Source organism: Deefgea sp. CFH1-16, assembly GCF_016881365.1.
Lineage (GTDB): Bacteria > Pseudomonadota > Gammaproteobacteria > Burkholderiales > Chitinibacteraceae > Deefgea.
On the sequence record NZ_WLYT01000001.1, the window covers coordinates 1162875 to 1183061 of the forward strand.

At 46.1% G+C, this 20187-nt stretch carries 14 protein-coding genes, 1 tRNA gene and 5 pseudogenes; all 20 read right to left on the bottom strand.

Annotated features, from left to right (window positions below):
• Window positions 1-10: 10 nt before the first annotated feature.
• A complete protein-coding gene (gene rplV / locus GKO28_RS06395) occupies window positions 11-340 on the bottom strand; it encodes a 50S ribosomal protein L22 (RefSeq protein WP_173532445.1) in 330 nt (109 codons plus the stop codon).
• A 9-nt stretch (window positions 341-349) separates the two neighbouring features.
• Complete coding sequence (gene rpsS / locus GKO28_RS06400) at window positions 350-625, bottom strand: 30S ribosomal protein S19 (protein ID WP_027469928.1); 276 nt, start codon at window positions 623-625, stop codon at window positions 350-352.
• A gap of 5 nt (window positions 626-630) precedes the next feature.
• Window positions 631-1464: a 50S ribosomal protein L2 gene (gene rplB, locus GKO28_RS06405; RefSeq protein ID WP_173532446.1), complete on the bottom strand. Its 834-nt coding sequence runs from the start codon at window positions 1462-1464 to the stop codon at window positions 631-633.
• An 11-nt stretch (window positions 1465-1475) separates the two neighbouring features.
• Window positions 1476-1772: a 50S ribosomal protein L23 gene (gene rplW, locus GKO28_RS06410; RefSeq protein WP_203564299.1), complete on the bottom strand. Its 297-nt coding sequence runs from the start codon at window positions 1770-1772 to the stop codon at window positions 1476-1478.
• Window positions 1773-1777: 5 nt separating this feature from the next.
• A complete protein-coding gene (gene rplD / locus GKO28_RS06415) occupies window positions 1778-2398 on the bottom strand; it encodes a 50S ribosomal protein L4 (RefSeq protein ID WP_182075717.1) in 621 nt (206 codons plus the stop codon).
• Window positions 2398-3042 carry a 50S ribosomal protein L3 gene (gene rplC, locus GKO28_RS06420; protein WP_173532449.1) on the bottom strand — a complete coding sequence of 215 codons (645 nt, stop codon included), beginning with the start codon at window positions 3040-3042 and terminating at the stop codon, window positions 2398-2400. The genes rplD and rplC overlap by 1 nt, the downstream gene beginning before the upstream one ends.
• 152 nt (window positions 3043-3194) lie before the next feature.
• On the bottom strand, window positions 3195-3506 hold the full coding sequence (gene rpsJ, locus GKO28_RS06425) for a 30S ribosomal protein S10 (RefSeq protein WP_173532450.1): 312 nt from the start codon (window positions 3504-3506) through the stop codon (window positions 3195-3197).
• Between the two features lie 11 nt (window positions 3507-3517).
• Window positions 3518-4710, bottom strand: a pseudogene (tuf, locus tag GKO28_RS06430) (elongation factor Tu).
• A gap of 23 nt (window positions 4711-4733) precedes the next feature.
• Window positions 4734-6830, bottom strand: coding sequence for an elongation factor G (gene fusA, locus GKO28_RS06435; RefSeq protein WP_173532452.1), 2097 nt, complete (start codon window positions 6828-6830; stop codon window positions 4734-4736).
• Between the two features lie 27 nt (window positions 6831-6857).
• A pseudogene (rpsG, locus tag GKO28_RS06440) lies at window positions 6858-7329 on the bottom strand (30S ribosomal protein S7).
• Between the two features lie 110 nt (window positions 7330-7439).
• Window positions 7440-7814: a 30S ribosomal protein S12 gene (gene rpsL, locus GKO28_RS06445; protein WP_173532454.1), complete on the bottom strand. Its 375-nt coding sequence runs from the start codon at window positions 7812-7814 to the stop codon at window positions 7440-7442.
• 185 nt (window positions 7815-7999) lie between these two features.
• Window positions 8000-12225: pseudogene (gene rpoC, locus GKO28_RS21240) on the bottom strand (DNA-directed RNA polymerase subunit beta').
• 78 nt (window positions 12226-12303) lie between these two features.
• Window positions 12304-16475: pseudogene (rpoB, locus tag GKO28_RS06455) on the bottom strand (DNA-directed RNA polymerase subunit beta).
• A 200-nt stretch (window positions 16476-16675) separates the two neighbouring features.
• Window positions 16676-17047, bottom strand: a complete 372-nt coding sequence (gene rplL, locus GKO28_RS06460; RefSeq protein WP_173532456.1) for a 50S ribosomal protein L7/L12 — start codon at window positions 17045-17047, stop codon at window positions 16676-16678.
• Between the two features lie 58 nt (window positions 17048-17105).
• Window positions 17106-17665, bottom strand: a pseudogene (rplJ, locus tag GKO28_RS06465) (50S ribosomal protein L10).
• Window positions 17666-17901: 236 nt separating this feature from the next.
• On the bottom strand, window positions 17902-18597 hold the full coding sequence (rplA, locus tag GKO28_RS06470; protein ID WP_182075718.1) for a 50S ribosomal protein L1: 696 nt from the start codon (window positions 18595-18597) through the stop codon (window positions 17902-17904).
• Window positions 18598-19029: a 50S ribosomal protein L11 gene (gene rplK / locus GKO28_RS06475; RefSeq protein WP_173532459.1), complete on the bottom strand. Its 432-nt coding sequence runs from the start codon at window positions 19027-19029 to the stop codon at window positions 18598-18600.
• Between the two features lie 84 nt (window positions 19030-19113).
• Window positions 19114-19647, bottom strand: a complete 534-nt coding sequence (gene nusG, locus GKO28_RS06480) for a transcription termination/antitermination protein NusG (protein WP_173532460.1) — start codon at window positions 19645-19647, stop codon at window positions 19114-19116.
• A gap of 14 nt (window positions 19648-19661) precedes the next feature.
• On the bottom strand, window positions 19662-20018 hold the full coding sequence (secE, locus tag GKO28_RS06485) for a preprotein translocase subunit SecE (protein ID WP_173532461.1): 357 nt from the start codon (window positions 20016-20018) through the stop codon (window positions 19662-19664).
• Between the two features lie 64 nt (window positions 20019-20082).
• Window positions 20083-20158, bottom strand: a tRNA-Trp gene (locus tag GKO28_RS06490).
• Between the last annotated feature and the right edge of the window lie 29 nt (window positions 20159-20187).

The following is a 20187-nucleotide window of genomic DNA, read 5'->3' on the forward strand; positions in this document are numbered from 1 at the left end:
GAGTCGCTCCTTAATCGCCAACAGTCAGCGTAATGTGGCAAGTTTGCTTCTCGATTTTATTGCCACGGCCTTTAGCACGTGCAGTAAAACGCTTCAAAGAAGGCCCTTTATCCACATAAATCGTTTTCACTTTAAGAGTATCGATATCGGCACCCTCATTGTGCTCGGCATTGGCAATAGCCGACTCCAAAACCTTCTTAATTAAAACTGCACCCTTTTTAGGGCTGAAGGCCAGAATATTTAACGCCTGCTCAACGGACTTGCCACGGACGAGGTCAGCGACAAGCCGCGCTTTTTGAGCGGAGAGGCGAGTGTTGCTTAGTACAGCAGATACTTGCATGTCTTCACCTTATCGCTTGGATTTTTTGTCCGCGGCGTGACCTTTAAAAGTACGGGTCAGTGCAAACTCACCCAACTTGTGGCCAACCATGTTTTCATTAACGTAAACAGGAATGTGCTGCTTACCGTTATGCACAGCAATTGTCAGACCAACAAAGTCTGGCAATACCGTAGAACGACGTGACCAAGTTTTAACTGGGCGCTTGTCGTTAGTCGCGCGAACTGCCTCAACTTTTTTCAACAAGTGCAGGTCAACAAATGGACCCTTTTTAAGAGAACGTGCCATTTACATTACCTCTTATTCGCTGGACGACGGCGCACGATCATATTGCTAGTACGCTTATTACGACGCGTACGATAGCCCTTAGCTGGCTGACCCCACGGACTAACTGGAACACGACCTTCACCAGTACGGCCTTCACCACCACCGTGCGGGTGATCCACCGGATTCATCGCAGTACCGCGCACTGTTGGACGAATACCCAACCAGCGCTTCGCGCCTGCTTTACCATATGAACGGAGGCTGTGTTCGCCATTACCCACTTCACCGATTGTTGCGCGGCAATCAACGTGTACTTTACGAATTTCGCCAGAGCGGAGACGTAACTGAGCATACATGCCATCACGAGCCAACAATTGAACGCTAGTACCAGCCGAACGCGCAATCTGCGCACCCTTGCCAGGCTGCATTTCGATGCAGTGAATTGTCGAACCCACCGGAATATTGCGGATAGGTAGTGTATTACCAACCTTGATCGGAGCATCTGAGCCAGATACAACCGTCATGCCTGCACTCAAGCCTTTAGGGGCAATAATGTAAGCACGTTCACCATCCGTATAGCACAACAAAGCAATATTAGCAGTGCGGTTTGGATCGTATTCTAAACGCTCAACTTTCGCGACAATACCATCTTTATTGCGACGGAAATCAACCAAGCGATAATGCTGCTTATGACCACCACCGATATGACGAGTAGTGATGTGACCATTGTTATTACGGCCACCAGTCTTTGATTTCTTAACCAATAAAGGAGCGTACGGCGCACCTTTATGCAAGTCAGGACTTACAACCTTAACGACTGCGCGGCGACCGGGCGATGTCGGCTTAACTTTTACCAATGCCATGTTTAGTCCCCTTATTGCGCAGCTGCAAGGTCAAGTTCTTGACCGGATACCAAGCTTACATAAGCTTTTTTCCAGTCTTTGCGGCGACCATTCGTACGGCCAAAACGCTTAGACTTACCTTTAACATTAACTACGTTGACCGCCTCAACCTTCACTTTAAAGAGAAGTTCAACGGCAGCCTTGATTTCAGCTTTAGTCGCATCGGTAGAAACACGAAATACGACTTGCTCAGCTTTCTCAGCAACCAAAGTGCTCTTTTCAGAAACTATTGGAGCCAAAATCACCTGAAGCATGCGATTTTCTGCAATTTTGATCATGCAAACAACTCCTCAAAAGCCTGTAGTGCATCACGAGTGAACACAACTTTTTTGAAGCGCACCAAACTAACTGGATCTGCCTGAGCCGCTTCCAACACCAAAACATGCGGAAGATTACGGGAAGCCAAATACAGGTTCTCGTCCAATTCTTTGGTCACAATGAGCACGTTATCGAGCTGCATTTCTGCCAATTTTTGAGCAAAAGCCTTAGTCTTAGGTGCTTCTAGGGCAAAAGAATCAACAACGATCAGACGCTCTTCACGCACCAATTGCGACATAATTGTTGCAATACCAGCGCGGTACATCTTACGGTTAACTTTATGCGAAAAATTCTCGTCAGGGCTGTTCGGGAATGCACGACCACCACCACGCCACAACGGAGAAGATGTCATACCAGCACGAGCACGGCCAGTACCTTTTTGACGCCATGGTTTTTTAGTTGAATGCTTTACATTACCACGACCCAATTGCGCGCGATTACCGCTACGGGCATTGGCAAAGTATGCAGTTACAACTTGATGAACCAAGGCTTCATTAAATTCACGACCAAACAAGTCATCTGAAGCAGCAATAGCTACTTGAGCCTCGCCTTTCGTATTAACAACTTTAAGTTCCATTATGCACCTGCCTTAACGCTCGAACGAACGATAACGTCATTGCCCTTGGAGCCTGGTACACCACCCTTAACCAGCAACAATTGACGCTCAGCATCAACTCGCACGATTTCAAGGTTTTGCACGGTACGCTGAACATTACCGAGCTGACCAGCCATGCGTTTACCTGGCAAAACACGACCCGGATCTTGCGCTTGACCGATAGAGCCAGCAGAACGATGCGACAGTGAATTACCGTGCGTAGCACGATTAGAAGCAAAATGATAACGCTTGATAACACCAGCCCAACCTTTACCTTGGCTAGTACCAGTAACATCAACCATTTGACCAACACTAAACAACTCAACTGACAAAGCATCACCAGCTTTCAACTCAGCAGCTTTCTCTGCAGGAATACGGAACTCAACGAGTGCCAAACCTGCTTCAACGCCTGCTTTCGCGAAATGACCAGCTTCAGCCTTATTCACTCGACTTGCTTTTTTTGTACCGAAAGTAACCTGAACAGCAGAGTAGCCGTCAGCTTCCAGAGTTTTGATTTGCGTGACGCGATTTGCAGCCATGTCCAACACAGTTACTGGAATGGAAGCACCATCCTCAGCAAATACGCGGGTCATGCCGACTTTGCGACCTACAAGACCTAAGCTCATAGTTATTCCCTTTTCAAGGGCCAGTTACGATTGACTGGCTATGACTATTAAAAAATAAAACGGGCTTGCCACATTAAATGGCAAGCCCGAGATACTAACAAAGTTTATTAACCGTCGCAAGGGCTTTCGCCCTCAACGGCAAAACTGAGTCATTAGTTCAACTTAATCTCAACATCAACACCAGCTGGCAGGTCCAGCTTCATCAATGCATCAACAGTCTTGTCAGTCGGATCAACAATATCCAACATACGCAAGTGAGTGCGAATCTCAAATTGATCACGCGCAGTTTTATTTACGTGTGGTGAACTCAAGATATCATAGCGCTCAATTTTTGTTGGCAAAGGAATTGGACCCTTAACAACTGCGCCTGTACGCTTTGCAGTTTCAACAATTTCTTGAGCCGAACGATCGATCAAAGAATAATCAAAAGCTTTTAAGCGGATACGAATTTTCTGATTTTGCATTTCCAAGTTCCTTAAGCAAGAACAGTGGCAACAACACCAGCGCCAACCGTACGACCACCTTCGCGAATCGCGAAACGCAAACCTTGCTCCATCGCAACTGGGCAGATCAAGGTTACTGTGATTGATACGTTATCACCAGGCATTACCATTTCTGTACCTTCTGGCAATTCAATCGCGCCAGTTACGTCAGTAGTACGGAAGTAGAACTGTGGACGGTAGTTACTAAAGAATGGTGTATGACGACCACCTTCATCTTTAGACAATACATAAATCTCAGCAGTAAACTTAGTGTGCGGAGTAATCGAACCTGGTTTCGCCAAAACTTGACCACGTTGAACGTCTTCACGCTTAGTACCACGAAGCAAGGCGCCGATGTTGTCACCCGCTTGACCTTGGTCAAGCAATTTACGGAACATCTCAACACCAGTACAAGTCGTCTTAACTGTTGGCACAATACCAACGATCTCGATCTCTTCACCTACTTTAACAATACCGCGCTCAACACGACCAGTCACAACAGTACCGCGACCAGAAATTGAGAACACATCTTCAACTGGCATCAAGAACGTACCGTCAATTGCACGCTCTGGTTCAGGAATGTAGCTATCCAAAGCATCTGCCAAGCGGAAGATTGCTGGCTCGCCGTATTCTGATTGATTACCTTCAAGCGCCAAACGAGCTGAACCAGTAATTACTGGCGTATCATCACCAGGGAAATCGTATTTAGACAACAAATCACGAATTTCCATCTCAACCAATTCAAGCAACTCAGCATCATCAACCAAGTCAGCTTTGTTCATGAAAACAATGATATATGGAACACCAACCTGACGAGACAACAAGATGTGCTCGCGCGAGTTTGTGGCATAGGGCCGTCAGCTGCAGAAACAACCAACACCGCACCGTCCATCTGCGCCGCACCGGTAATCATGTTTTTCACATAATCCGCGTGACCTGGGCAATCAACGTGAGCGTAGTGACGTTTTTCAGTCTCGTACTCAACGTGAGCGGTATTAATAGTAATACCACGTGCTTTTTCTTCTGGTGCAGAGTCGATAGACGCGTAATCTTTAGCAATACCACCGAATTTTTTCGACAGGATTGTAGTAATTGCAGCTGTCAACGTTGTTTTACCATGATCCACGTGACCGATTGTACCGACGTTAACGTGCGGCTTAGTCCGTGTAAACTTTTCTTTTGCCATTTTTCAAAATTCCTTAATTAAAATTATTTCTTAGTAACAATTGCATCAGCAATATGCTTAGGCGCAATTGAATAATGCTTAAATTCCATTGAGTATGTAGCACGACCTTGCGACATAGAGCGCAGAGTTGTCGAGTAACCAAACATCTCAGACAATGGAACTTCCGCTTTAATCATTTTTCCGCCGGCAGGATTATCATCCATACCTTGCAATAGACCACGACGAGAAGAAATATCACCCATGATGTCGCCCATGTAATCTTCAGGCGTTTCAATTTCAACGTACATCATTGGCTCAAGAATTACAGGACCAGCACGACGCATAGCTTCTTTGAATGCCATAGAGCCAGCAAGTTCAAAGGCAATTTGCGACGAGTCCACGTCATGGTACGAACCAAATGTCAGGCGAACTTTAACGTCAACGACAGGGAAGCCAGCCAACACACCAGATTTCAGTGTATTTTGGATACCTTTATCAACAGAAGGAATGAATTCACGAGGAATCACACCACCCTTAATTTCGTCAACAAAGCTATAACCGTTGCCTTCACCAGCCGGTTCAATAGTAATAGTCACATCACCGTACTGACCCTTACCACCGGACTGTTTCGCGTGCTTACCTTGAACATCTGCAGCGACTTGAGTAATGGTTTCGCGGTAGGCCACTTGTGGCGCACCAACGTTTGCATCAACACCAAACTCACGACGCATACGATCAACCAAGATCTCCAAATGCAACTCACCCATGCCAGACATAATTGTCTGACCAGTCTCTTCGTCCGTTTTAACACGGAAAGAAGGATCTTCTTTAGACAAGCGACCCAAAGCTAGACCCATTTTTTCTTGGTCAGCCTTAGTTTTTGGTTCAACAGCAACGTGAATTACTGGCTCTGGGAATACCATGCGCTCAAGAATAATTACATCCTTCAAATCGCAAAGAGTTTCACCAGTTGTTACATCTTTCAAACCGATAGCAGCAGCGATGTCACCAGCGCGAACTTCATCAATTTCTTTACGATCATTTGCATGCATTTGCACAAGACGACCAATGCGCTCTTTCTTGTCTTTGTTTGAATTCAAAACAAAGTCACCAGATTGCAAAGTGCCTGAATACACACGGAAGAATGTTAGCTGACCTACGTACGGGTCGTTCATTAGCTTGAAAGCCAATGAAGAGAACGGCGCGTCATCTGTAGCTTCGCGAGTCACTTCTTGATCACGATCATCCATACCTTTAACTGCATCAATATCTACAGGTGACGGCAAGAACTCGATCACAGCGTCCAACATCCGTTGAACACCTTTGTTTTTGAACGCAGAACCACACAATACAGGCTGAATTTCACAAGCTAAAGTACGGGCACGAATAGCCGCAACAATTTCAGCTTCCGACAATTCGCCAGCTTCGAGGTACTTATTCATCAACTCTTCAGAAGCTTCGGCGGCCGTTTCGACCATTTTTTCGCGCCACTCTTGGGCGACCGATACTAAATCAGCAGGGATATCACCGTAAGTGAAAGTCATACCTTGAGATGACTCATCCCAGATAATTGCTTTCATTTTAAGTAGATCAACAACACCTTCAAACTTATCTTCCGCACCAATAGGGATAACCACTGGTACTGGATTTGCTTTCAAGCGCAATTTCATTTGCTCAACAGCACGGAAGAAGTTGGCACCTGAACGGTCCATCTTATTCACGAAAGCCAAACGTGGAACTTTGTACTTGTTAGCTTGACGCCACACAGTTTCAGACTGCGGCTGAACACCACCCACAGCACAATAAACCATACATGCACCATCAAGAACACGCATTGAACGCTCAACTTCAATCGTAAAGTCAACGTGGCCAGGGGTGTCAATGATGTTAATCAAATGCTCAGGAAACTGCAGACTCATACCTTTCCAGTATGTGGTCGTAGCAGCAGAAGTGATAGTAATACCACGTTCCTGTTCTTGCTCCATCCAGTCCATAGTGGCTGCGCCATCATGAACTTCACCAATTTTATGGTTAACACCGGTATAAAACAAAACACGTTCTGTTGTGGTTGTTTTACCAGCATCAATGTGAGCGGAAATACCAATATTGCGGTAACGCTCAATAGGGGTCTTGCGAGCCACGGCGATTTCCTTATCTTGATTACGCGATTAGAAACGGAAGTGGGCGAATGCTTTATTAGCATCAGCCATACGATGCACTTCATCGCGTTTTTTCATCGCGCCGCCACGGCCTTCAGCCGCGTCAAGAAGTTCACCTGCTAGACGCAGATCCATTGATTTTTCACCACGTTTACGAGCCGCTTCGCGAACCCAGCGCATCGACAATGCCAGACGACGGCTTGGACGTACTTCTACTGGCACCTGGTAGTTGGCGCCACCGACACGGCGGCTCTTAACTTCAACAACTGGCTTAACATTGCCAATTGCGGGTGTTAAAAACTTCAATTGCATCTTTACCAGTCTTTTTCTCGATCTGGGCCAATGCACCATAAACGATACGCTCAGCTACGGCTTTCTTACCATCGAGCATTACAACGTTCATGAATTTTGCGAGTTCTGTGCTACCAAATTTTGGATCTGGCAACACATCACGCTTAGGGACTTCTCTGCGTCTTGGCATAACATACTTCCTTAAATGTGACATTCAGCTGGGGACAACCCCGCGGACAACTATAAAATTGCCCACTTACTTGACGACTGCATTAGTAGCCGCCACTCATACGATACAAATTAAGCCTTAGGGCGTTTTGCACCGTATTTAGAGCGAGACTGCTTACGATTTTTAACGCCAGCCAAGTCAAGAGAGCCACGTACGCAGTGATAGCGAACACCTGGCAAATCTTTTACACGACCGCCGCGTAGCAATACAACGCTATGCTCTTGCAGGTTATGGCCTTCACCACCGATGTACGAAATTACTTCGAAACCGTTAGTGAGGCGAACTTTGCATACTTTACGCAATGCAGAGTTTGGTTTTTTCGGAGTTGTTGTATATACACGTGTGCATACACCACGCTTTTGCGGACAAGCTTCAAGAGCTGGTACTTTGCTCTTCAGTTTTTCCGCAACACGTCCTTTACGAACGAGTTGATTGATAGTTGGCATTGTTTTTCACTTCCTACCGCGTTAAAAAAGACCTTGCCACGACTGTGGCACGGCTATGGTTTCCCTAATGGAAACGCTGCGGAGAGCGATAAAATCGCTCTCCGCAGAAAAAGACTTTGAATTATAAGGAAAAGAATGAATACACGTCAATGCAAACCGACAGATGTCGGCTTGCATCTCAGTATTTATTCAGAAATATTCCCAATTTCAGCGATAACTTCAGCAGCTGCTTCAGCAAAAGGAGCCAAACTTTCGGCTTTTGCTAGTAAACGCTTCCGATTTTTGTGATATGCCAGCCCTGTTCCTGCTGGAATCAAACGACCAACAATGACGTTTTCTTTCAAACCACGCAAATCGTCAACTTTACCCATAATGGCTGCTTCAGTCAGAACACGCGTTGTTTCTTGGAACGATGCAGCAGAAATAAAGGAGTCAGTCGACAATGAAGCCTTAGTAATACCTAAGAGGATATTGTCAAACTTAGCCAACTCCTTGCCTTCTTCGGCCAGCTTATCATTCATAATCAGAACTTCAGCACGTTCTACTTGCTCACCTAAGATGAAGTTTGAACCACCCTGATCAGAAAATCACGACTCGACGCAACATCTGACGAACAATCACCTCGATATGCTTGTCATTAATCTTCACGCCCTGCAAGCGATAAACCTCTTGCACTTCTTGAACGATGTAACGAGCAAGTGCTTCAATACCTTGTAAGCGCAAGATATCATGCGGATCGATAGGACCATCCACAATGACCTCACCCTGACTAACCACTTGACCATCATGCACCATGACATGCTTGTCTTTGGAAATCAGATATTCATGAGGAACGCCATCCAAATCAGTCAGAACTAGACGCTGCTTACCTTTAGTATCTTTACCAAAGCTAGCGGTACCAGTGATTTCAGCCAACATACCGGCATCTTTTGGCGAACGAGCTTCAAACAACTCTGCTACACGTGGTAGACCACCGGTAATATCACGCGTTTTAGCTGATTCTTGTGGAATACGAGCAAGTACATCGCCCACACCCACTTGCTGACCATCTTTCACCGTAATGATAGAACCAACTTGGAATGAAATAGTCACCGGAGTATCAGTGCCAGCCAGTTTCATTTCATTGCCATTCTCATCGAGCAACTTAACTAATGGACGAACGCCTTTTGCTGCAGTTACTTTTGCTTTAGAGGCAATAACCACCAAGGTTGACAAGCCAGTTACTTCATCGACTTGTTTAACAACGGTCATACCTTCTTCGACATTTTCAAATCGAACAATACCTGAATACTCAGTAATAATTGGACGAGTATGCGGATCCCATGTACCTAGTACTGAACCCGCTTTAATGATGTCGCCATCTTTAACAGCAAGAGTTGCACCATAAGGTACTTTATGTGTTTCACGCTCACGGCCCACATCATCGAGAATCAATAGTTCAGCAGAGCGTGCAATAACAACCAGCTCATTTTTCGCATTAGTTACATAACGCATATTTGCGCTAAAACCAAGTCGACCATTTGATTTCGCTTCAACCTGGCTAGCAGCAGCAGCTCGTGATGCAGCACCACCAATATGGAACGTACGCATTGTTAACTGTGTACCCGGCTCACCAATTGATTGAGCAGCAATAACACCAACCGCTTCACCGGCATTAACAATTTGCCCACGACCTAAGTCACGGCCATAACATTTTGCACACAGACCGTAACGTGTCTCGCAAGACAACGGAGTACGTACTACTACGACTTCATCGATATTGCGGCTTTCAATTTCGTCAACGGCATCTTCATCCAGCAAGTAACCAACTTCATATACAGTTTCTTGCGTTGAAGGATCTACAACGTCTTTAACAACGATTCGGCCCAAAATACGATCACGCAATGCTTCAACAACATCACCACCTTGCATAACGGCTTTCATTGCCACGCCATGCTTCGTGCCGCAATCATCTTCAGTAACAACCAAATCTTGTGTCACATCGACCAAACGACGAGTCAAATAACCCGAGTTTGCTGTTTTCAATGCCGTATCAGCCAAACCTTTACGTGCACCGTGTGTCGAAATAAAGTACTGAAGAACCGTCAAGCCTTCACGGAAATTAGTCGTAATCGGCGTTTCAATAATCGAACCATCCGGCTTCGCCATCAAACCACGCATACCTGCCAACTGACGAATCTGTGCTGGCGAACCACGAGCACCTGAGTCAGCCATCATGTAAATCGAGTTAAACGATTCTTGTTCGTCTTTTTTGCCGTTACTATCGTAAACAGTTTCTTTTGCCAATTGATCCATCATTGCTTTCGCAATTTGATCGCCAGCGCGACCCCAGATATCAACGACCTTATTGTAGCGCTCACCTTGTGTCACCAGACCTGAGCTATATTGCTGCTCAATCTCTTTCACTTCGGCTTGTGCTGCTGCCAACAATTCAACTTTCTTCGCAGGAACCAGCATATCATCGACGCAAATCGAGATACCACCACGTGTTGAATATGAGAAACCGGTATACATCAGTTGATCAGCAAAAATCACAGTCTCTTTCAAGCCGCAACGACGGAAAGAAGCATTGATCAGTTTACCAATTTCCTTTTTTCTTCAATGACTTATCGATATGCGAGAAGGCCAAGCCTTTAGGCAAAATCTCAGACAAAATTGCACGACCCACCGTTGTATCACGACGGACCATCTTGCTTTCCCAGTCGCCCAATTCATTGCGGAACCATTCTTTCAAACGAATAGAAACGCGAGTCTGTAGGGTAACTTCTTTGCTCTGATAAGCACGCAATGCTTCAGATACGTCAGCAAGAATCGTCAAACGTTGGCCATCCTCATTGAGGCGCTCACCTTTGGCGTATTTCGCTTCACGCGTCATGTAATACAAGCCCAACACGATATCTTGCGAAGGAACAATAATTGGCTCGCCGTTAGCTGGGGCCAAGACATTATTCGATGCCAGCATCAATGTACGTGCTTCCATCTGCGCTTCAAGCGACAATGGAACGTGAACCGCCATTTGGTCACCGTCAAAGTCAGCATTGAATGCCGCGCAGACGAGTGGATGCAATTGAATGGCTTTACCTTCAATCAGGGTCGGTTCAAACGCTTGAATACCCAAACGGTGCAATGTAGGCGCACGATTCAATAGCACTGGATGTTCGCGAATAACGTCTTCCAAGATATCCCAAACAACAGGCTCTTGGCTTTCAACCATTTTCTTCGCGGCTTTAATCGTCGTTGCCAAGCCCATCACTTCCAACTTATGGAAAATAAATGGTTTAAACAATTCCAACGCCATCAATTTTGGCAAGCCACATTGATGTAAACGCAAAGTAGGACCAACGGTAATTACCGAACGACCTGAGTAATCGACACGTTTACCCAACAAGTTCTGACGGAAACGACCGCCCTTACCTTTAATCATATCTGCAAGCGATTTCAACGGACGCTTATTCGCACCAGTCATCGCTTTACCGCGACGGCCGTTATCGAGCAAGGAGTCCACAGCTTCTTGCAACATACGCTTTTCGTTACGAACAATAATTTCCGGAGCGCGTAATTCAAGCAGGCGCTTCAAACGGTTATTACGGTTAATAACGCGGCGATACAAATCATTCAAATCAGAAGTCGCAAAACGACCGCCATCCAATGGCACCAATGGACGTAATTCCGGAGGTAATACCGGCAACACTTCCATAATCATCCACTCTGGCTTGATACCTGAGCGATCGAACGCTTCTAGGACTTTCAAACGTTTAGCGATTTTCTTGATTTTTGTTTCAGAACCGGTGCTATCGAGCTCAGCGCGCAAGTTGCTAATTTCTTGGTCTACATCCATAGATTTTAGCAATTCGCGGACAGCTTCTGCGCCCATCAAAGCGACAAATTCGTCACCGTATTCTTCAACTTTGGTAAAGTAATCTTCTTCTGTCAGCAGCTGACCACGCGTTAGCGGTGTCATGCCTGGCTCAACAACAATAAATGCCTCGAAATACAATACGCGCTCGATATCGCGCAAAGCAATATCAAGTACCATACCCAAACGGCTTGGGAGTGATTTCAAGAACCAGATATGAGCAACAGGCGAAGCAAGGTCGATATGACCCATACGCTCACGACGCACTTTAGACAAAGTAACTTCTACACCGCATTTTTCACAAATTACGCCACGGTGCTTCAAACGCTTGTATTTACCACACAAGCACTCATAATCTTTAATCGGCCCGAAAATACGAGCACAAAACAAACCATCGCGCTCAGGTTTGAACGTACGATAGTTAATGGTTTCTGGCTTTTTCACTTCGCCGAAAGACCAAGAACGGATTTTCTCTGGCGATGCTAAGCCAATTTTAATCGCGTCAAATTCTTCGTCCTGCGCGACTTGCTTGAATAGTTCGAGTAAGCCTTTCATTCCAATATTCTCCAGTGAGGGCGAGTTGTTAGGTGTGAGGCGACCATTAAATAGTCACCTCCCCACACCTCACACAGATCAGTAGGTTTCCAGATCGATGTCGATACCGAGCGAACGGATTTCCTTGACCAATACATTGAATGACTCTGGCATGCCAGCATCAATGCGGTGATCACCCTTCACAATGTTTTCGTAAACTTTAGTACGACCATTCACATCATCGGATTTAACAGTAAGCATTTCTTGCAAGGTGTACGCTGCGCCATATGCTTCCAAGGCCCAAACCTCCATCTCACCAAAACGCTGACCACCAAACTGTGCTTTACCACCCAGTGGCTGCTGAGTCACGAGTGAGTAAGGTCCGGTTGAACGCGCATGCATCTTGTCATCAACCAAGTGATGTAATTTCAAGTAATGCATCACACCAACAGTGACTTTACGCTCGAATGGCTCACCCGTACGACCGTCATACAACTGCATTTGTGTCTTGCTTGAGTTGAAATCCAACTGTTGCGTGCGTTCATCTTCATCTGGATATGCTAAATCAAGCATTTCTTGGATTTCAGACTCATCAGCACCGTCAAACACTGGACTGGCAAAAGTCATGCCGGTACGCAAACCACGCGCCAATGTCATGATTTCAACATCGCTCAGATCACTAATGTCTTCGGCTTTGCCTTTGGATTGATAAATCTTATCCAAGATCTCACGAATCTCAGCAACGTTACGTTGCTCACGCAACATCGCATCAATACGTTGACCGATCCCTTTTGCTGCCCAGCCCAAATGAACTTCGAGAATCTGCCCGATATTCATCCGTGATGGAACGCCCAATGGATTCAAGACAATATCAACAGTTGAACCGTCTGCCATATGTGGCAAATCTTCAACTGGCAAGATCTTAGAAACCACACCCTTGTTACCGTGACGGCCGGCCATTTTATCGCCAGGTTGTAAGCGACGTTTTACCGCCACATACACTTTAACCATCTTGATCACACCAGGTGGTAACTCATCACCTTGAGTCAATTTACGCTTTTTATCTTCAAAGCGTAACTCAAACTCTTGCTTCATCTGAGCAATCAAATCTTTCATTGCTTCGAGTTGACGCGCGGCTTCTTCTTCAGCCAAACGAATATCGAACCAATCGTGCTTAGAAAGTTGATCGGCCAAGTATCCGAAGTGATGGCTGTACCTTTCGTTAGGCGCTTAGGACCACCATTTGCAATTTTACCAACGATCATCCGTTCGATACGCTCGAACAAGTCATCATTAACAATACGCAATTGGTCATTCAAGTCTTGACGATAACGACGTAACTGTTCATCGATAATGGCTTGAGCGCGTTTATCACGTTCAATCCCTTCGCGAGTAAACACTTGCACGTCAATAACCGTACCAACCATGCCTGATGGCACGCGCAAGCTAGTGTCTTTAACGTCTGAAGCTTTTTCACCGAAAATGGCACGCAGGAGTTTCTCTTCTGGAGTCAGTTGAGTTTCGCCCTTAGGCGTTACTTTACCAACCAGAACATCACCTGCCTCAACTTCAGCACCGATATAAACCACACCAGCTTCATCCAAACGGCCAAGCATGCGCTCAGACAAGTTTGAAATATCACGAGTAATTTCTTCAGGACCAAGCTTGGTATCACGCGCCATCACGTTCAATTCTTCGATGTGAATCGAAGTATAACGATCATCAGCAATGACTTTTTCGGAGATCAAAATCGAATCTTCGAAGTTATAACCATTCCATGGCATGAAGGCGATGGTCATATTTTGACCCAACGCTAACTCACCTAAGTCAGTCGATGCACCATCTGCAACGACATCACCCTTCTCAATCCGATCACCCTTAACAACGATAGGACGTTGGTTGGTGTTGGTATTCTGATTCGAACGAGTGAATTTAACCAAGTTGTAAATATCGACACCGGTTTCGCCAGCAATCGTTTCGCTATCATTCACGCGAACCACAACACGAGTTGCATCAACGAAATCAACCACACCGCCACGTAACGCAGTTACTGCAGTACCCGAGTCAGTTGCGCATGTACGCTCAATACCGGTACCAACCATTGGCTTCTCTGCACGCAAGCAAGGCACAGCTTGACGTTGCATGTTGGCGCCCATCAATGCACGGTTGGCGTCATCGTGTTCCAAGAATGGAATCAATGATGCTGCAACAGAAACGATCTGACTTGGCGCCACGTCCATGTACTGAACGCGATCAGGCGTAGCAACAATCGTCTCGCCCGCTTCACGGCAAGTCACCAATTCATCAGTCAGTTTGCTGTCATCATCCAAGCCAGCATTGGCCTGTGCAATTACATACTTACCTTCTTGAATTGCCGACAAGTATTCAATTTCAAGCGTCGCTTGGCCATTGATCACTTTACGATATGGCGTTTCCAAGAAACCATACTCATTAGTACGTGCATAGCAAGACAATGAGTTGATCAGACCAATGTTTGGACCTTCCGGTGTTTCAATCGGACAAACACGACCGTAATGCGTTGGATGCACGTCACGAACTTCAAAGCCTGCGCGTTCGCGCGTCAAACCACCTGGACCAAGCGCCGAAACACGGCGTTTGTGGGTGATTTCAGACAATGGATTCGTTTGGTCCATAAACTGCGACAATTGTGACGAACCAAAGAATTCTTTCACCGCCGCCGATACTGGCTTCGCGTTGATCAAATCATGCGGCATCAAATTGTCTGATTCTGCTTGCGACAAACGCTCTTTAACAGCACGCTCAACGCGAACCAAACCAGCACGGAATTGATTTTCAGCCAGCTCACCGACTGAACGAACACGACGGTTACCCAAGTGATCGATATCATCGACTTCACCACGGCTATTGCGTAATTCAAGCAAAATACCAATAACAGCAACGATATCTTCAGTTGATAAGATACCAGGGCCTGTGATGCCTTTTTTGCCCGCACGCTCATAGAAGCGGCGCTGCCAGCCAGGCGCTTTCTCTTCTAAGCGATCAGGATATGCACGGCTATTGAATTTCATGCGGCCAACAGCAGAAAGATCATAGCGATCTTCATTAAAGAACAAACCTTTAAACAAGGCCTGTACGGCATCTTCTGTTGGCGGCTCGCCTGGACGCATCATGCGATAAATCGCAACGCGTGCTTGCCATTCATCAACGGTTTCATCAGTACGCAGGGTCGCCGACATGAAGCCGCCCTGATCCAAATCATTGATGTACAAAGTCTGAATTTCTTTTACTTCGTTGCTATCGAGTTTAACCAATAAATCTTCAGTGATTTCATCATTGGCTTTAGCAACAAGCTCGCCCGTTTCTGGACTAATAACCGCAGTCGACAACATACGGCCATACATATAATCCAGTGGAACTGGAATACGTGTCATACCGGCATTAGTGATGTCGCGAATCGTTTTTGCTGTAATACGCTTATCTTTTTGCGCCAATACGCGGCCATCATCAGCAATGATGTCAAACTTCGCAACTTCACCACGCAAGCGATCTGGAACTAATTCCCAAAACACGCCATCATCGGTAAGGTAGAAGGTATCTGTATCAAAGAACTCAGCTAAAATCTGCTCAGCCGTATACCCTAATGCTTTAAGCAAAATTGATACCGGCATTTTACGACGACGGTCAATACGGAAGAACAGCAAATCTTTCGGGTCAAATTCGAAATCGAGCCATGAGCCGCGATAAGGAATCACACGAGCTGAGAACAATAATTTACCGGAACTATGGGTTTTACCCTTGTCATGCTCAAAGAACACGCCCGGAGAGCGGTGTAACTGAGAAACAATTACACGTTCAGTGCCGTTGATCACGAATGAACCACTACGTGTCATTAACGGGATTTCACCGAAATATACATCCTGCTCTTTGACTTCCTTTACCGTTGGCTTTGCTGCGTCACGGTCCATAATGACCAGACGAACACGAGCACGCAACGGCGCAGCAAAGGTAATGCCACGTTGTTGACATTCGATCACATCGAATGCAGGCTCACCCAAGGAATAATGCACAAATTCAAGACGTGCATATTCATTATGGGAAACGATAGGGAAAATCGAGTTAAACGCAGCCTGCAAGCCAATTTCGCGACGCGCCTCAGTTGGCACACCTAGTTGCAGATATTCGGTATAAGAGTCGATCTGAGTAGCCAGCAGAAACGGCACTTCGAGGACGCTCGCCCGTTTCGCAAAACTTTTGCGAATACGTTTTTTCTCAGTGAACGAGTATTTCATACTCATAAACTCTCCATGGGGTTGGGCGCAATGGACAAACCGCAAAACGCCCGCTTACGGTTGTGAGCGGTTTCTGGTTTGCCAGCTGCAAATTATAATTTGCTCACAACTCAAACAGCCGTAAGCAAGCTCGCAGTATACAAACGCAAAAGGGCAGGCGGATTCCTCCGCCTGCCTGCACTACATTACTTCAAGAACAATTACTTAACTTCAGCAGTAGCGCCGGCTTCGATCAATTTCTTAGCGATTGCATCAGCATCAGCTTTAGACACGCCTTCTTTAACTGCTTTAGGTGCGCCATCAACCAAGTCTTTAGCTTCTTTCAAGCCCAAGCCAGTCACTTCACGAACAACTTTAATCACGCCAACTTTCTGAGCGCCAGCGCCAGTCAAGATAACGTCAAATTCAGTTTGTTCTTCAGCAGCGGCTGCACCAGCAGCAGCAGGACCAGCAACAGCCATAGCTGCAGCAGAAACGCCAAATTTTTCTTCGAATGCCTTAACGAGGTCATTCAATTCCATAACAGTCAAAGCACCTACTGCTTCAAGGATGTCTTCTTTAGTAACAGCCATTTCTAGTACTCCTGAAAATCTTGTCAGATTAAATCAAATTCAAAATTGGTATAAAGCCTTAGGCAGCGTCTGCTGGCGCTTCAGTTGCTGCAACTTCAGCAACAGGAGCTTCTTCAGCAGGAGCAGCATCTTCAGCTTTCTTAGCAGCCAATGCGCCAAGACCACGAGCAAACGCAGCAACTGGTGCTTGCATAACGCCCAGCAACATCGAGAGCAATTCATCACGGCTCGGGATAGTAGCAAGTTGGGCAACTTCAGCAGCAGTTAATACTTTGCCTTCGTACGAACCAGCAATCACCTTAATCTTCTCATCTTTCTTTGAGAAGTTTTGGAGAACTTTAGCTGCAGCAACTGCGCGTCTTCAGAAATCGCGTAAACCAGCGGGCCTGACATTTGGTCAGCCAAGCTAGCAAACGGAGTTCCTTCAACAGCACGACGCGCCAAGGTGTTTTTCAAAACACGCAAGAACACGCCAGACTCACGCGCTTGTTTGCGCAATGCAGTCATGCTAGCAACCCCGATTCCACGGTATTCAGCGATAACGATGGTTTGAGCATTTGCAACTACTGCTGCAATCTCAGCCACGACCGCTTTTTTGTCGTCAAGATTCAGACTCAAGGTCAACCTCCATTAGTTAAGTTCAGCGCGAATAATCGCGCCACCCAATCAAACGGCGACCAATATTCAGGAGACTTGTATCAACTAAAATAGTTGATGAGAAGCCTGCATTGGGCACACCGTCTGCGTAGGCTAGCGTTTGGGCGCTGTGATTAAGCTAAATCAATGATTTAGCGCCTACGGTCTTTGACATTTTGCTGCGTGACATCGAAACACCCCGCAGCAACCCAAAGTCTTTATGCTAGTACAGAAGCAGTGTCAACGCGAACGCCTACACCCATCGTGCTAGAAACAGCGATCTTCTTGAAATACACGCCCTTAGAGCTAGCTGGTTTTGCTTTTTGCAAAGCATCAGCCAAAGCTGCCAAGTTAGTTTGCAAATCAGCAGCAGCAAAAGATGCGCGGCCGATTGTTGCGTGTACGATACCACCCTTGTCAGTACGGTATTGAACTTGACCGGCTTTAGCGTTTTTAACCGCTTCAGCAACGTTCGGAGTTACAGTACCAACTTTTGGATTTGGCATCAAACCACGTGGGCCCAAAATTTGACCTAACTGACCAACGATACGCATTGCATCTGGAGATGCAATCACAACGTCAAAGTCCATTACGCCAGCTTTAATTTGTTCAGCCAAGTCTTCAAAACCAACGATATCGGCACCAGCAGCTTTCGCCAATTCAACGTTTGCGCCTTGTGTGAACACGGCAACGCGAACTGATTTACCAGTACCTTTAGGATATACAACAGCGCCACGAACTACTTGGTCTGATTTACGTGCATCGATACCAAGATTGAACGAAACATCGATAGATTCGTTAAATTTGGCTGTAGCAGCAGCTTGCACCAAAGCAATTGCATCAGCAACTGGGTACAATTTATTGCGATCTACAGTAGCGTTCAAAGCCGCTAGACGTTTAGAAACCTTAGCCATTTACACGCCCTCCACGGTAATACCGATTGAACGTGCTGAACCAGCAAGAATACGTACTGAAGCGTCCATATCGGCGCCAGTCAAATCTGCTTGCTTAGTTTTAGCGATTTCTTCCAGCTGAGCACGAGTCACAACACCAACTTTGTCAGTATGTGGCTTAGCAGAACCTTTAGTGATACCAGCTGCTTTTTTCAACAAAATTGTTGCAGGTGGTGATTTCATCACGAAAGTGAATGATTTATCCGCATACGCAGTAATCACAACAGGAATTGGCAAACCTGGCTCAACGCCTTGGGTTGCAGCGTTAAACGCTTTACAAAATTCCATGATATTCAAACCGCGCTGACCCAATGCCGGACCGATAGGTGGCGATGGATTTGCTTTACCAGCGGGCACTTGCAGCTTTACATAGCCGACAATTTTTTTAGCCACGATACAACTCCTAAAAGCGGGTCAAACGCTAGCAACAGCCAGCTCCCCAATGAAAAACGCATTGCTGCGTAAAACCAACACAGATCAGACTTTTTCGACCTGAGAAAACTCTAAATCAACCGGTGTCGCACGACCAAAAATCATCACCGATACTTTCAGACGACTCTTATCGTAATCCACATCTTCAACTGTCGCATTAAAATCAGCAAATGGGCCTTCAGTAACTCGCAAAGACTCACCCACTTCAAACAACACTTTCGGACGCGGCTTCTCAACACCTTCTTGCACTTGCTGCATCATGCGTTCAACTTCTTTCGCAGGAATTGGCATTGGCTTAGTACCACTACCACCGATAAAACCAGTCACTTTAGGTGTACTTTTCACCAAGTGCCAGCTATCGTCGGTCATATCCATCTCAACAAATACATAACCTGGGTAAAACTTACGCTCAGTCAGCGCTTTTTTACCATTTTTAATTTCCATCACCTCTTCGACAGGGACTAACACTTGACCAAACAAGTGCGCCATATCCAAGCGATCAATTTTTTCTTTCAATGCTTTCTGAACGCTTTTTTCAAAGCCAGAATACGCATGAACTACATACCAGCGCATACCCATATCGAACCCTCCGTTTATTTACCGCGACCGAGCACGACATCGTAAAACAACCAAGCGAGACCTGAGTCAACCGCCCACATAAACAGAGCCAATACACCGACAAATAAGAAAACAACGGCAGTCACTTGCCATGTTTCTTTTTTGCTTGGCCAAACCACCTTCTGTGCTTCTTTGACTGAATCACGAGCGTAATCAACAAAAGTGCGACCTAATGTAGTAAACCACATTACCGCACCTGCAGCCACCACACCTACCGCGACGCACAAAGACCCCAAAAAGGACTGACCCGCTGGAACCATATAAAAACCCGCAACACCCAACAACACTAGGGCAAGGGCAGCTACTACTTTTAGTCGTTCTATGCTTTGCATTGCTTTATCGGCGACCCATAAAACAGAGCCGCTCCTATGAAGGAACGGCTCCGTTGATATATTGTGGCAGGCGAGGGGGGTCTCGAACCCACAACCCCCGGTTTTGGAGACCGGTACTCTACCAATTGAGCTACTCGCCTACGGAGAGGGCGTAACTATAACAACGTTA

What these genes read in the sequence shown, in the direction of transcription:
- rplV (WP_173532445.1), bottom strand. Translation starts at nt 340, where the DNA reads ATGCAAGTATCTGCTGTACTAAGCAACACTCGCCTCTCCGCTCAAAAA.
- rpsS (WP_027469928.1), bottom strand. Translation starts at nt 625, where the DNA reads ATGGCACGTTCTCTTAAAAAGGGTCCATTTGTTGACCTGCACTTGTTG.
- rplB (WP_173532446.1), bottom strand. Translation starts at nt 1,464, where the DNA reads ATGGCATTGGTAAAAGTTAAGCCGACATCGCCCGGTCGCCGCGCAGTC.
- rplD (WP_182075717.1), bottom strand. Translation starts at nt 2,398, where the DNA reads ATGGAACTTAAAGTTGTTAATACGAAAGGCGAGGCTCAAGTAGCTATT.
- rplC (WP_173532449.1), bottom strand. Translation starts at nt 3,042, where the DNA reads ATGAGCTTAGGTCTTGTAGGTCGCAAAGTCGGCATGACCCGCGTATTT.
- rpsJ (WP_173532450.1), bottom strand. Translation starts at nt 3,506, where the DNA reads ATGCAAAATCAGAAAATTCGTATCCGCTTAAAAGCTTTTGATTATTCT.
- rpsL (WP_173532454.1), bottom strand. Translation starts at nt 7,814, where the DNA reads ATGCCAACTATCAATCAACTCGTTCGTAAAGGACGTGTTGCGGAAAAA.
- rplL (WP_173532456.1), bottom strand. Translation starts at nt 17,047, where the DNA reads ATGGCTGTTACTAAAGAAGACATCCTTGAAGCAGTAGGTGCTTTGACT.
- rplA (WP_182075718.1), bottom strand. Translation starts at nt 18,597, where the DNA reads ATGGCTAAGGTTTCTAAACGTCTAGCGGCTTTGAACGCTACTGTAGAT.
- nusG (WP_173532460.1), bottom strand. Translation starts at nt 19,647, where the DNA reads ATGGGTATGCGCTGGTATGTAGTTCATGCGTATTCTGGCTTTGAAAAA.
- secE (WP_173532461.1), bottom strand. Translation starts at nt 20,018, where the DNA reads ATGCAAAGCATAGAACGACTAAAAGTAGTAGCTGCCCTTGCCCTAGTG.